The 14,738-nt window shown below is 44.2% G+C and carries 10 protein-coding genes and 1 tRNA gene; 2 read left to right on the top strand and 9 right to left on the bottom strand.

Features of this window, described 5'->3' with window-relative positions; all coding sequences use genetic code 11:
- Window positions 1–268 precede the first annotated feature (268 nt).
- A complete protein-coding gene (locus tag HQ865_RS11135) occupies window positions 269–5,965 on the bottom strand; it encodes a beta-propeller fold lactonase family protein (protein WP_173414979.1) in 5,697 nt (1,898 codons plus the stop codon).
- 320 nt (window positions 5,966–6,285) lie between these two features.
- Here HQ865_RS11135 and HQ865_RS11130 point away from each other — a divergent pair.
- Window positions 6,286–6,359: transfer RNA gene (locus HQ865_RS11130), tRNA-Pro, on the top strand.
- 310 nt (window positions 6,360–6,669) lie between these two features.
- Complete coding sequence (locus HQ865_RS11125) at window positions 6,670–7,905, top strand: site-specific integrase (RefSeq protein WP_173414978.1); 1,236 nt, start codon at window positions 6,670–6,672, stop codon at window positions 7,903–7,905.
- Between the two features lie 71 nt (window positions 7,906–7,976).
- On the opposite strand, the gene HQ865_RS11120 is transcribed toward HQ865_RS11125, so the two are convergent.
- From HQ865_RS11120 to HQ865_RS11085, 8 genes are all read right to left on the bottom strand, one after another.
- Complete coding sequence (locus tag HQ865_RS11120) at window positions 7,977–10,244, bottom strand: glycosyltransferase family 4 protein (RefSeq protein ID WP_173414977.1); 2,268 nt, start codon at window positions 10,242–10,244, stop codon at window positions 7,977–7,979.
- Between the two features lie 103 nt (window positions 10,245–10,347).
- Window positions 10,348–10,674 carry a hypothetical protein gene (locus HQ865_RS11115; RefSeq protein ID WP_173414976.1) on the bottom strand — a complete coding sequence of 109 codons (327 nt, stop codon included), beginning with the start codon at window positions 10,672–10,674 and terminating at the stop codon, window positions 10,348–10,350.
- The gene (locus tag HQ865_RS11110; protein WP_173414975.1) at window positions 10,671–10,808 is read right to left on the bottom strand and encodes a hypothetical protein; all 138 of its coding nucleotides are present in this window, start codon (window positions 10,806–10,808) and stop codon (window positions 10,671–10,673) included. Before HQ865_RS11110 ends, HQ865_RS11115 begins: the two co-directional genes overlap by 4 nt.
- 15 nt (window positions 10,809–10,823) lie before the next feature.
- On the bottom strand, window positions 10,824–11,216 hold the full coding sequence (locus tag HQ865_RS11105; RefSeq protein ID WP_173414974.1) for a hypothetical protein: 393 nt from the start codon (window positions 11,214–11,216) through the stop codon (window positions 10,824–10,826).
- Between the two features lie 117 nt (window positions 11,217–11,333).
- Complete coding sequence (locus HQ865_RS11100; RefSeq protein ID WP_173414973.1) at window positions 11,334–11,576, bottom strand: hypothetical protein; 243 nt, start codon at window positions 11,574–11,576, stop codon at window positions 11,334–11,336.
- A gap of 290 nt (window positions 11,577–11,866) precedes the next feature.
- A complete protein-coding gene (locus HQ865_RS11095) occupies window positions 11,867–12,088 on the bottom strand; it encodes a hypothetical protein (protein ID WP_173414972.1) in 222 nt (73 codons plus the stop codon).
- Window positions 12,089–12,259: 171 nt separating this feature from the next.
- On the bottom strand, window positions 12,260–13,492 hold the full coding sequence (locus tag HQ865_RS11090) for a BamA/TamA family outer membrane protein (protein ID WP_173414971.1): 1,233 nt from the start codon (window positions 13,490–13,492) through the stop codon (window positions 12,260–12,262).
- A 200-nt stretch (window positions 13,493–13,692) separates the two neighbouring features.
- The gene (locus HQ865_RS11085; protein WP_173417777.1) at window positions 13,693–14,424 is read right to left on the bottom strand and encodes an acyl-CoA desaturase; all 732 of its coding nucleotides are present in this window, start codon (window positions 14,422–14,424) and stop codon (window positions 13,693–13,695) included.
- Between the last annotated feature and the right edge of the window lie 314 nt (window positions 14,425–14,738).

The raw sequence follows: 14,738 nt of genomic DNA, 5'->3' as shown, positions 1-14,738 counted from the left end.
CATATTCGTATCTTTGTAATGATATGGAAATGTCATTGCTCTTAGACATGATGTAAAGATTGTTAGCAGGCATAAGGTTTTCGATAATGCAAATAAAGTTCTTAAAAAACAATGATTTTAATCAGGTCGCGTTAATCGTGGCAATGATAAAAAATCATATAGTAAGTAGTTGGTAATCAGTGTTATTTTTCAATAGTTCGATTCCCGCACCGGCCTCTATGGTTTATGTAGCTTACGAAGTTTCAAAAACTTCGTAAGCCTCGCCTCATCACCTCATCAATAATACGTACCCCGATAATCGCTTAGCCCCCTTATCAATATCAATCACATAATAATAAGTGCCGAAAGGCAGCGCCTGCCCCGCGAATGTACCATCCCAAGGCATGCCGTAGCCGATGGAGTGGAAAATACTTCGTCCGGTGCGGTCGTATATATTTACGGTGCAGGTAGGGAAGTTGAGCAGGTAGTCGATTTTCCAGGTGTCGTTTATGCCATCGCCGTTGGGGGTGAAGGTATTGGGTATTTTGATCAGGTCGGCATTGATGATATTGCTGACGATAATGTCTCCGGGGATATAATCAATTTTATAATTGTCGGGAGAGAAGGTGCCACCCGTAGCAAAATCTGGTTTTACCGATCCTTTATACGTATCGATAGCGGCGCTGCTCTCAGCTCCGGCGCCATACGTAATGGTTACCGTGCCCACGGTTTCATTATTTTGCAGTGCGGTATGATCGAACTTGACCGATCCCGGCCCGCCTGTTAGTGTCGTGCCTACAGCTTTTTTTACATCTTTTGCCGTTATGGTTAGGGGGGCCGGGTCTACCTTGGTAACAGCGGTAAGCGGCATCTTCACGTCGGCAGCGCCCGGGCTTTTTAGCAGGATATCGTCGGGGGTGTAGGTTTTGGCAGCGGCCGTGGCGCTTAACCTTACATAAATATCGGTAGCGGCCACTGCTCCTTTGGCGTCGGCGTTTAGGGTAAGCTGCGGGCTGTATTTAATATTATCGGTACTCAATTCGATACCCAAAGGCGGTACAACGGTTATAGCGCCATTTAAACTGATGCCGGTAGCCTTGAAACTGCCTACGGTAGATGGTGTACCATAAACAGTGTTAAAATAAGGCAAGGTGCCGCTGGTGGTCATATAAGCCGACTCGGGGTTAACTGTTATAGTAAACTTCATTTCGGGCCCCGTACACCCCGCGCCGCCGGTGATAAAGTTGCCGAAGGATACCGGGCTACCGCCGACGTTGTTTATAGTGGTAACCGAATTAGTTGCAGTATAGATAACAGAAATATTGCTTGAACCAGAATTAGCCACATATACCAAACTACCATCGGGACTAATAGATACCCCCTGCGGATTAGTGCCAACATCAATATGGGTAACTGCCTTTGTTTTGGTATCAATAACTGAAACACTTTTCGACCCGGCATTTGCCACATATAACTTGCTGCCATCGTTGTTGATCGCTATACCTCTGGGGTTATTTTCTACGGCAATTGCCGGTAATATTTGTGTATTACTTGTCGCGTCTATTACAGTTACCGATTTACTGTTGTAATTAGTGATATAAATTCTTGTTCCGTCGGGGCTAATTACAATACCTTTTGGGCCTGAACCGGATATAGGTATCTTAATGGTCGATTGATCGGACGTATTGATAGCGGATAAAAACGCGCTGCTGCCATTTACAACATACAGAAGTTTTCCGTCCGGACTTAAAGCTATGCCATCAGGATTGATACCTACCGGCAGCGTTGTAGGGGCATGGGATGTAGCATCTATCACTGTTACATAGTTTGCAGAGTTATTAGCCACATATATCTTGCTACCATCGGCGCTAACTACAATTCCCGTTGGCGCTTGCAAACCGGTTATCCTTGGGAGCACTTCCTGGTTAGTGTTGGTGTTAATTATCGACATGCTATTATCGCCCTGGTTGGCTACATATACAAACTTACCATCGGGGCTGGCGGATACCGCGGTAGGGGACAGTCCGATATTTATGGGGGCGCCTACCAGGGCACCGGTTGCTGTATTGATGATGGAAAGGCGCTTGTTATCAAACATAGCCACATAAGCAAGTGGTGCTGTTATAGGCGTAACCGTAATGTTAGCCAGTTGTGGAGTATTCCCTTTATTTACAGCTGTAAACGCGGCGATATCGCCAAAGCCGCTTTTGGCCAGGCCTATGCTGATGTTATCATTGGCCCAGCTATAGTAGGTGTAGGGTACTGGTCCCGTAAAGCTAAACACATCGGTGGTCATGCCGCCGGTGTATGCCTTGTCGGTAACTTTATTTACAGCAGGAGTAATACCCACATTTGCTTTTACGTCTACCCGGCCATCGGTAGCGCCCGGTGTTTTTAATATTACCTTGCCTAAAATTGTGCCTTTAGCCGATGCCGCCGAACGTACATATATAATAGTGTTTGCGACATTGCCGCCCGACTGGGCCAATGTAAAGCCTGGGCCATATCCGCTATCGGCATTTAACGATACTTCAAACCCATCTGGAGCGATTACCGAAATATCGCCAACAAGCTTAAACCCAGAAGCTGTGAACTGCGTAATATTAGGGCTTGCGGATGGTGCGCCCTCGCAGGTATTAATACTGCCGGCGGCTATACTGGCAAGTATGGTGGATGTAGGCTCGTAAACGATAACCGGCGGCATGGTAACAGGTTCGTTTTCCGCATTTTTACTACTCATCGTAATATCGCCCGAATAAGTACCTGCCTTTGTAACACCTGCAATTCTGATATATACGGTAGTCTCAGTGATCACACCGTCTGTCCTTGTTAAAGGAATGGTTACCGTAGGTGCAAATGTTTTTCCATCTAAACTTACTTCAAACCCGTTGGGTGGTGTAACCAGTATGCCTTCCTGCATTTTTATGCCCGATACGGTAAAAACATCCTGATCTGATGGATTTCCCTGTATGGTGTTATGACCTGTAGGTGTGCCCTTGGCGGTAATAGTGGGCGGAGTGGGTTTTACAATAATGGTACAGGTTACAGGCACGCCCTCGCAGCCGGTGCCATCGGTGGTGGCTATAGATACCGGTAAATTGCCAACCTCTACATCCACTTCTGTTTCAAAAGTTTCGGTATTAATAACAGATACGCGGTTTTGCAATCCGGAGGTTACATATAATTTTTTACCATCGTGCGTAATCGCTATACCCTGCGGATATTCGCCCACATTTAAAGTTTGTTTAATTTCATAAGTGTTAGCATCAATTACATACAACAAATGTTTCCAGCCTGGTTGTGGATACAGATCGGTCGCGTCTGTTACATATATGGTATTACCATCCGGGCTTAACACCAGGCCCTGTGGACTGGTATGCCCGGGGATTGGGGCAATTCGTTTATTGGTTTCAGTGTCAAATACATCGAAATTGTTGGGGGCCATGCCATAATTATAGGCGTATGCCTTTTTACCATCGGGACTAAACACGGTGCCCGGCGGATACCTGCCCGCGCTTACAATATTGATCAGATTATTTGTTTTTGTATCGATAAGTGCTACCGAACCAGCCCCGCCCGAACAAAACACGCTAAGCACACTGCCATCGGCATTTAGCGACATGCCCTGTGGCTGGCTGCCAACTTTTATACGGGCAATTTCCTTGTTTAGCGAGGCATCAATTACACTCACACTGTCTGCCGCATAACATGATACATATAAACGGGTAGCGTCGGGCGATATCAGTATATACTTAGGAGCGGCTGGTACGCGTATGGTAGCTATCAGTTCGTTAGTGTTGATACTGATCACCGAGACGGCGTTACTCCCCAGGTTGGCCACATAGCTTAACGGCGCAGATACCGGCCAGGCCGTAATTTTAGCTACTACATCTTCGGTGCCATAATTTACTGCCTGGAACGATGGAATATCGCCAACGCCGCTGGTGGGCAGGTTGATGTTGGGGTTATCGCACACCCAGTTAAAAGTATTACCCGTGCCCGAAAAATGGATCGGGACGGTTTGCTTAAGATTGATCACGTCCTGTGTTAAAGGCGTTGGCGGATAAGCTACAGGTATAAAATAGGCGATGGCGGATATAGCTACTTTTTTTGATAAAGGCCCCGCTGTATAAGTGATTATTCCATTAGTTGTACCTTGTTGTATTTCGGTTGATGAACGGACATAAATTGTAGTATTGGGTACATTGGCATCGTAACTGATATCGAGGTGGCTGGCAAAGCCCTTGTCTTGCGAAAGCGATATTTCAAACCCCGTTGATGCTGTGGCGCCAAGCACACCATTTAAATTAACCGCCGATACGGTGGTTTGTAACATATTAGGGCTGGCAGATGGCGTACCCGCACAAGTGAATATACTGCCGTTTACCTTGCCAGTTATAATAGTTGGTTCGGGGGGACGAATTGTCCCGGTCGTCATGGCAAAGGTAGCGGTAGCGCTGCCGCTGCTAAATGTGATGGTGCCGGGATAAGTACCCTGCGTATCCGCTGCCTTTAAACGAATATAAACAGGAGTAGATGTTATATTACCTGCTGAACCAACCGTTACCGTAGGGGCAAAATTTTCATTGTCCAGGCTCACCTCGAAACCGTTTGGTGCTGTAACCAAAATGCCCTGTGGTAAACTTAAGCCCGATACACTGAAACTGGTGGAAGCTGATGCCACTCCTTCGCCCGTGCTTAACGCAGCCGGCGAACCGGATGGGGTGATACCGGGCGGCGTAGGAGTGATGGTAATAGTATAAGGCTGCGGTGGAATGGCGCAACCTGACGGGCCTGATATGAAATTACCGAACGAGAAAGGCCCCCCGTCCTGGTCGAATTTGGTAACCTGGCCCGTGGCGACCTCTATTTTTGACACATCGTTCGAATCGAAATTATTTATGTATACAAAGGTGCCATTAGGCGTTACCGCAATTCCGCGCGGAGATGTACCTACACTAAATGTCTTTTTTTGGTAATTGGATGTAGTAATAGCGGTTACCGTATTATCTCCCTGGTTACTTACATATACGGTTTCGCTACCCGGCGATACGGCAACACCAAAGGGTTTAAGGCCAACAGGTACACTAACTGGCGTAGCAGCTAATGAGGCTGTGTTAATAATAGATATTGTATTAGCCAGTTGGCAGGCAACATACACAAACTTACCATCCGGGCTAATAGCAATACCCTGCGGGCCCAGCCCCACAATAATATTATTTTTGATCTGACCATCGGCGGCATTTATCACCGTTACTGTTCCCGAACCGTTGTTGCTTACATATAAGGTAGCACCATCAGGGCTAATGGCAATGCCTGTTGGGTGTAGCGCGCCGCCGATCGGGAATTTTTTAACTTCAACATTGTCGGCAACGCTGATCACACTAATAGTAGCATCGCCGCTGTTTACAACATATACCTTACTTCCATCTGGACTAGCTACCAAACCTTCAGGGCTGGTGCCAACGTCGATATCTAAAACATGACTAATATCTATAGGCGGAACTGCATTTGTAACAGTGTATTTAATTAATGATACAGTGTTTTTTGTTCTGTTGGTAATATATACATAACTGCGGTCCGGAGTAATGGCAATGCCATAAGGCTCTGACTGTGTGCTAACTGCTCCATATGCATAATTATTTGCATCAAGCCCACGCGCCCATACTTTGCCTGATAACTGAGATACGATAAGAGCAACCGGCGTGTTATCTGCGCCGCCCGTAGGTAATCTTACACTAACAGTTACAGTAATTGGAGTAGTGCCCGGGTTATTCGCTACAAAGGCCGGTACGGTATTGCCTATGCCATAAGGCTGTATACCCGTTTCAGGCTTATCTGCATCCCACCAGTAAACGCACGCCGAGCCTGGCATTTTAATAGGCTGGGTTGTTGTACCGTTAGGAACGGTCTGCTGCGCCTGCGTACCATGCGGCAACAGGAATAAGCATAACAGGATAATGATAACATGTAAAATTCTGTTCATGTAAAATCGGGTGCGCTACATGTTACGGGTAACATAATTGGTGTTATAAATATACCTCATTTTTACAATAATCAATAGGAGGGTGCCCTTAGCTGTTGTTTTTACAGTTAATTTCAGGATAGTACAGTATGGTAACTGATGTTGTGGTTCGGTTTTTTAGCGGCACCAAATTTTTTTTAATGAACATTTGTTTATAACCTACTGAAAAACATTTGGTTAAAAACTGGTGATTTAAATTTTAAATTTTTATTAAAATCTTTTAAAAAATCTCTTGCAGCAAACTTATAAAACGCTATCTTTGCAATCCCAAACGGGAACAACGGGATGTAGCGTAGCCCGGTATCGCGCCACATTTGGGATGTGGAGGCCGCAGGTTCGAATCCTGCCATCCCGACAATTAGACTACTAAAAGTCGGTAAAACCCCTTAAATCGTATGATTTAAGGGGTTTTTTATTTTATTTCAAACCAAGTTATTCAAGTAAAACCAAAGAAAATGAGACCTATTCGGTTACCCATTTTTATTTCTTACGTTTGGGTCACCAACAGCATTGTAACATACTGATAGTCAATTAATTGATTGATTTATTTTGACTGTTTTTGATGCGTTTTAATACGTGTTTTTAACCAAGTTGGTGACCCTTTTTCAAAGGGTGTATCAAATCCAGTCAATCAATGTTTTTGTAAATTTTTTAATTGAATAGCTATGAGTACTGCAAACAACACCTTCGGCGCCAGCTTTTACCTTAAAAAGCAAAAGATTAACCAAGCGGGCAAATCACCAATTTATGCCCGTATTACCGTAAACGGTAAACGTATTGAAATTTCCGTTAAACGTTCCATCGAGGAAAGTAACTGGAACCCTGTTAAGGGAATGGCAAAAGGTAGCCGCGAAGAAATTACTAAACTCAATAAATACCTTGACCAATTTAAGGCGGGTATTGTAGAGGGTTACCAACAGCTTTTGTTACAAAAGAAATTTATTACCGCAGAACTTTTAAAGGAGAAAGTTACCGGGGCAGATCAGGCTGAATTTACGCTTTGTAAACTGATGGAGTATCACAATGCGGAGCAGGCTAACGTATTGGAGCCAGGCACGATGAAGAATTACTATACTACCCAAAAGTATATTAAGGAGTTTATCAAAGAGCGATTTAAGACAAGCGACAAATACCTGTCCGAGCTAAGCTATAAATTTATTACCGACTTCCAGTATTACCTGCTTAACAGAACGCCGGAGAAAGGCCAAAAGCCGCTAAACAACAACGGCCTGATGAAACATATCGAAAGGTTTTGTAAAATGATAAATCTTGCGGTTAGACTGGAATGGATTGACCGCAATCCCTTTCAGGCTTATCAACTGAAATTTGATAAGGTTGAACGTGAGTTTTTGACCAAAGATGAATTGGCAAGGATAGAAAACAAGCATTTCAACATCGTGCGGTTACAGGTTGTGCAAGACCTTTTTATTTTTAGTTGCTATACAGGACTGGCTTATATTGATGTATTTAATTTAACCCCTGCCAACCTGATAGAAAAATCCGAAAATGATATTTGGATAGTAACCAACAGGCAAAAGACCAATGAGCCTGTTAAAGTTCCTTTGTTACCAAAGGCGTTAGCCATTGTAGAAAAATACAAAGGCCATCCGCAAGCATTGGCCGAAGGTAAAGTGCTCCCAACGTTAAGCAATCAAAAGCTGAACAGCTATCTAAAGGAAATAGCGGACACATGCGACATAGTTAAACCGTTAACCTTTCATATTGCCCGGCATACTTTTGCCACAACGGTTACGCTAACCAACGGTGTACCGATAGAAACCGTAAGCAAGTTGTTAGGGCATAGCAAGCTAACCACTACGCAAATTTACGCAAAGGTCATTGAAAGTAAATTAGGTGACGATATGGCGCGACTCAAAGTAAAGTTAAAAAACTTTAACTAAAGTTATTAGTTGATCGGATATCGATTATTTTGAATTGAAACAATTATTCGTATATAGGATCCCAACTTTATCTATACTAATGGTTCGCCCAGCAAGTTGTACTGGTATTCCAATTCAAATGCATTCAATACACCTAAATGCGCAATCAGATAAGCAAGCGTACTTTCAGCTCCTTGATTACGGTTCACCCCGGCGGCGCCCAGGCCATCGCAACAACCTTTGGTTTCATGGTCGTAAAGAGGAACGCGAAGCGTGTTTTCTCCCAGGAACCATAGATAGCATAAAAACATTTTCCGGATATATTCGGGCTGATGGGTAACCCGATACGCCTGAAGATACATTAAGACCATGGCCATCGTTTCAATCGCTTGCTGGTCGTAGGCTGGCATTTTGTTACCCTTTTGATGCCAGCCGTTATTGCCGACCGGACTTAGATACCCATTGCTTAATGTCAGTTTATCCAGAAAACTTAAAGACTCCAGCGCGATCTGCTTCACCTGTTCATTGCCCGTTATTCCGTAGGAATGAAGCAGCGCCAGTGGAAAGATGGCATTATCATAGGTCAACTTTTCTTCAAACCAGTGCCAGTCGTCCCTGCGGTGCTCCAGGTAGGCTGCAACCACGGTCTCCGTCAGTTTATTGAGTTGAGTTAAGATACGCTCATCAGCGGCATGTACCTGTAGGTAATATGCAATGCCTACTATGGTGTTTAATATCCCGCGTAAGTGCTTCATGCTTTGAAAATGAGGAACGGAACGGAAGAACAGTTCTTCCGAAAATTCCTGGTAGGAGATATTAGGCGCGTTACTGATCATATAACCTAATGCCCATACAGTGCGCCCAAAAGAATCTTCTGAGCCTACCTCGTCCAGGTAGCTCCTGTTGAAACTCAGGAAGTTCCTGAAGTTACCATTGTCCAATTGCATATAATGAATATAGCTCAGGAAAACGGGCAGCAAGTTAAGCGCCTCCTGGCTTTTATGCTGACCGTAAGCCATTAGTGCCATTATAAGCGCCCTTGCATTATCGTCCAAGCAATAGCCCTCCTTCAGGTTGGGGATACCATATTTAGCATGCTGTACAATTCCCGTGTCATCCGTAAGCCTTTTGACGTGGGCAAGGCTGAAAACAGGCATAATTTCCGGGTCGACAAGCTGGCGAAGCTTTTGTTCTTCAAAGTCTTTTTTGTTGCGAATAGCATCCTGAAAGAGGATGATGTACTCAGCGCCTATCCTAGGCCAGCGCAGCCCGAGACCATATTGATAAGCATTATTTTTGAGTTGATCGCGCTCCGTGTCATTTTCAAGTAGTCCGTTTACTGTCGATGCTAGCGCGTCAAAATCTTTAAAATTAAATAACCGTCCCCGGTTATTTTCCAGTAGTTCGAGTGCATGCCAGTAAGGCGTAGAAACGACAGCTGCTCCGGCGCCCACCGCGTAAGAAAGCGTGCCACTGGTAATCTGAGCTTCATTCAGATATGGTGTAACATAAATGGTTGCGGCAGCCAGGTAATTGATCAGTTCCTCTTCGGATACGAAGTGATTAATAAAAACAAGATGGTTTTCTACCTTTAATTGAACGGCAAGCCGTTTAAGATACTCGCGGTACTCCTCTCCTGAGCTTTTTAAAACACCGGGATGGGTATTGCCCAGCACCACATACATCACATCCGGATATTGCGCAACTATTTTAGGCAAAGCTTTTATAACTGTTTCAAGCCCTTTATTCCGGCCGAGCAGACCGAAAGTAAGCAGTACGCGTTTATGACGGAAAGCCGTGATCGTTTTAACCGGATTTTCGCCGGGCGCTTCCAGGTCGGGAACCCCATGTTCAATCAGCTTAATCTTTGCGGGAGGCAGATTATAAATATTTACCAGGAAATCTACGGCACACCGGCCCATTACTACCACTGTTGCAGATTGGTTGGCAATCTCGGATATGATTGCCTTCTGAATAAAGGATGGTTCCCGCAACACGGTGTGCAGAATCGTGATCAACGGTTTGTCAAGTCTGCTGAGTAGCGGAAGAATATAGTTACCGCTGTCTCCTCCGAATATCCCGAATTCATGTTCCAGCACACATACGTCGACCGTGCTGGTATTGATATAATTAGCCGCTTTGAAATAATCTTCCTGGTAATCCTGCCGGATAATAACTTTCACTTCTTCCGGGTAATCATATTGTTGTAAATGCTCCGAATCGTTCATGGCTATGACGAAACTGGCTTCTAACAGGTTACGTTTTTTAAAGTTCGCGCCTATGGCTTGTATCAGGTTTTTATTAAATGTCGCTATTCCGCACTCCCTGGGCGTATAGGTAGAAATATAAGCGATTTTCATATTGAGTTGAGATTGAAAGTAAAAGACCTGTCTAACAACAGGTCATTAAAACTGATATCAAGGCAATAGGGACTATTTCAGGCTATTGTTTCTTTATTCAATGTTACCTTACCCGTTTGGGATTATAAGCAACCAGGTATTGCAACCCGCACATAGATAAATTTTCCGGTGTCATGGAATTAATAATGTTCGGTTTTACCTGAGATAAGGCATCCTTTACGAGATTAAATAATTCAGACAGTACCTCCGGCAGCGCTTTTACTGAAATAACGGGATGATATTGCTTTTCAACAACTACTTTTTCCGCATCTGAAAGTACATTCAGCTTCCATCCTTCGTCAGCCTTAAAACCGAATTCTCTGGCGCAATTATCCAGTTCATATATATAAATCCGCGCCTGCTGAATGGCTGTTTTTGTATTGATCATCATTTCTTTTTTTTAATAACAGGTGTAATTTCAATTTTCGATACAGAGGTTTTTCCTGTTTGGTAGGCTGAAGGCTCTTTTTTTCCATTCAGACTGGGCGCTTTCCTCGCGTCCCTGCTTGCATTCTTACCTTTCATGGTTTTTTTGTTTATTTATTTGATGTACATTTCTTTTTTTAGCCTGCGGATATTGGCGTCAAGCAGGTTAATATTCAGGTCTTCATAATGATCGTTACGGTACTGTACCAGCTTTTTGATGCCAAGTTCTACCTCTTTGATCATTTCGTTAATGTAAGCCAGCGCCCCGGCCTTTGCTTTTTCCATGGCCGTGACTTTATCCGGATAGCCAAAGAACATGCTGCCATCAGGCGGCAGGGAATATTCAAAGCAGGGTAACGGGCAATGCGCATCCCCCGGCCCGGCAATGGGTATCCCCCTTTTAAAGCGACCTGGTAACACTGGTTTAAAGTCATTAACCGAAACCTCGGTAACGGAAGTGTCGTTTTTGTAAACACGGTAATACTTAATGAAGTTATTCTTTTTCATGGTTTGATGATTAAAACAATCCGGCTGAAAACGGGTATGCCGAAAAAGGCATTGTTATTGATATATGCCCGATCAGATAAGCCAATTCCGCAATTTGCGTTAACGGTAAGCCAATTGTCAGTAATGGCTTTTTATACCTGCATAGAGTTGTTCTATTACAAGCGTACTTAAGTTTGTCTGGTTGAAGACACACTCGAATTGCTCATCGAAGCCCAACTCACCAATGATATTTCCCTGATCGATGATCAGGAACCGGCGGCGGTCACTGCCGGGTAAAACAGCCATATGATGGTCGTTGCCCTGCATGTTAATTAGCAGGTGAAACTGTTGTTGCAGAGAAAAAGATGATCTTATTGACACTATATTGAATTTAGCAGGCGGTTAATATTTTATTGATGCCGGTTTGCTGGCAGTTGGGCATAAATGGCGGCACGCATAACATCCAGGTCTTTCAGGCGCTGCTGTTTCTTGTTCAGGTCTGCTTTTAGCTTCCTTATCCTTTCATTTTGTTTGCCGACGTTATTGTTCGCCGATCTGGAATCTTTGGCTTTATCATAAGCATCATCCGCATCCTTTCTTGACGATTTTGCGTCGTCAATATTACCGTTGGTTGCTTTGGATGAGCTGTTACTACTGGTTGAGGCGGCGGTTTATACGTTACCGGTTGCGGTATTAGCTGTTGTTTGATAGCCGGGCAGGTTATTTTGGGCTATAGTGAGCTGCGCATTAATATCCGTGATCTCGTTGCTTACTTTAACATACTCCTTATTCAGCTTCACCATATCTGCTGGCGCTTTGTATTTCTGTGCAGATCCAGACGTGCTGACAGACAACAGTATTATGGAACATAATACATAGTTAATAAATTTCACGATTTTTTGTGTTTAGTAGAAAGTGTAGCGTGTAAATGGCTTACTGCCGTACATCGCTTGGAGAATGAGTAAATCTACAGTTAAAAACCCGGTAGTTTGTCACGCCACTCACACATTAACTAACCGAAATTTTAATATTTTAACAATACAGGTAAAATATTGCAACCTGTTTTAAAACGCCTCGCCCAGGTTAAGTACTACTGCTCGATAACCCTGGCTGAAAGCATAATCTATGCCGATATTGGTATTGGAACCCTTGTTAAATTTGACCCGGAGGCCCGTTCCCGCCGCCGGGTGCCAGGATGTGAACAGGTTACCCGAACCACTTACGGTCGTTGCATCGGCAAACACCACAAAGCCAAGCAGCCCGTTTTCGGTGATGTCCCTGCGGTATTCACTCTCCAGGTAAAACAGCGACCTGCCCCGGTAGCGGTTCTGATCGATGCCTTCGCCAGAGCGGTTATAAGGGTCCCAGCCGATGCTCGGCAGATCGAGATAAGGCGCATTGCTGTTAAATACCGTCCAGAAGTACGACCAGAAGGCCAGTGTATTTTGCTGGTTTTTGTTTGCCGGGTTAAGCGGCACATATTTCCTGTAATCGAGATATAAGGAATGCCAGTTGTTATTGCTGCCCAGAAATACCGGATTGATGCGGTAAACCAAATTAAAATATGAGCCGGGAAGAGGGTTTATCGAATTGTTACGGGTATCATAAAGCAGCGACAGGTTAACTCCCGATGATACCGAACTGCCATTGGTGCCATAATTATAGCCCGCAAACCTGCCCAGGTTAACATTTGGATCGTCGCTCCTTATATTGCTGCGGTAATCAATATTGTAGCCGCCGCCAGCAAAAAAATAGGGCGTAATGCGTTTAAGCACGCTCTGATAAAAACGGATATAATTATCGTCTACCAATGTTTTGTCGGCATAGGCATGACTGCTGCCCAACCCCCAGGTATATTGCGGATATATTAAAAAGCGGATATCGCCTTGTATGTTCCAGGCATTGTTTTTTAACCAGATGCTGGATCGCAAAGGCAGGCCGAACCGGTCATGCAAATTCCAGTAAGGTGCGAACGTAGCTGTAGACAGGTTAGTAGTGCTTTGCGGTCCAAGGTAAGTACCCGCAGTGGTGCTGGTGATCAATGCGCGCCCGGCGCCCCCCGGCACAGCGCCAGGGATAGGCAGGATAGAAAAGTACACCTTTTTTTCGCGTTGTATTCTTGGTTGCTGAGGATTGATGTGAAACAGGCTCTTAGCGACATCGATCAGGTCTGTTTGCCGGGAAGTATCTTTTACCGCGCTTTGTTTAGGTATCGTATTCGATGCGTCCTGAGCGTACAGTGCCGAAGGCAATACACAACATATTGCGGCAATAACTGCCAACCGGCACCGTCTCATATACGTTGTTGATTGATGTTTAGCCGGGTATACTGGCTGTTTTTAAATTTATCTGTCTGAATTATCATTTTATTTCTTCTTTTTAGATGTAGACGATGTCCGTTTTAGGTGCCTCTGTTTTGCCTGCTTGGTATGCAGACGGCCCTTTTTTTCCGACCGGGTTGGGCAGTTTTTTATTGTTTTTGTTTATGATAATTGTTTCAATATGCTTTCCTTAATTTGATGATCCGCATCCAGTGCATCAGCTTGATCACCGGGTAAACCGGATCGAATTCAAACCACTTATTGCCGAAATTTGCGCTGTTGGGATGCTTATGGTGGTTGTTCTGAAACAGTTCTCCCAGCATTAGAAAGTCGAACGGCGTCGTATTCTTTGATTTATCCTTATTGTCAAAATTGCGGTAGCCATATTTATGTCCGCACCAGTTAACGATAGCGCCGTGTATCGGCCCCATCATAAAATGAATGGGCAGCAAAAGGAACAGCCACCATTGGGTGGCAAAGAAGATATAAAAGGTAGTATAAGCTGCGCCGAAAAGCAGACGTGATAAAATAGAAGAACCCATTCGATCAACCAGTGGCCATTCCGGGTAGTGCCCCGGAAACTGTGCTTCCGGATCTTTGGTGCGTTGTACATAATCCCTGAAGGTTTTAACAGTTGCTTTCATCATTTGAAAGATGTCAACAAAGAAGTGAGGCGAATGCGGATCTTTCTCCGTATCGCTGTAAGCGTGATGCTCCCGGTGCATCAGTGCGTAAGCCCGCGGGTTTAAAAAGGATGCTCCTTCAAAAAGATAGGCCATCACATAAAATATACGCTCCCATGCCTTACTTGTGGTAAACATACGGTGCGAAGCATATCGGTGCTGGAAAAACGTTTGAAAGAACAGCGACAAAAACCAATGCGCTAAAAAGAAAATCAGAATAATCATCATAAAAATAAATTTGAGTACATTAATCAATGTACAGATGGATCGATAAGAAGCGCGGAGAAAGGCTTTATAGTCCTGTCGGCCTGACTGCTTGAGCATAAACGCAAAATGGATTTAGATGCGTTTTGATCAACAATAGAGTTGATTAACTGAATGCAGATACTTTTTATAGAAGAACTAATGATATAACGCCTGAACGCGGTTTTTGTTATCGCGATTGCACAATATAAAAATATATCAGGAAAAGGTACTCAACATTTGGTACCGCTATTTAACCCGTTTCCTAAAATAAAACAACTTCTCAATAATTATGA

This window comes from Mucilaginibacter mali (assembly GCF_013283875.1).
Taxonomy (GTDB): domain Bacteria; phylum Bacteroidota; class Bacteroidia; order Sphingobacteriales; family Sphingobacteriaceae; genus Mucilaginibacter; species Mucilaginibacter mali.
Note: the sequence above shows the minus strand (reverse complement) of the source record. Positions and strands in the feature narration are given on the sequence as shown.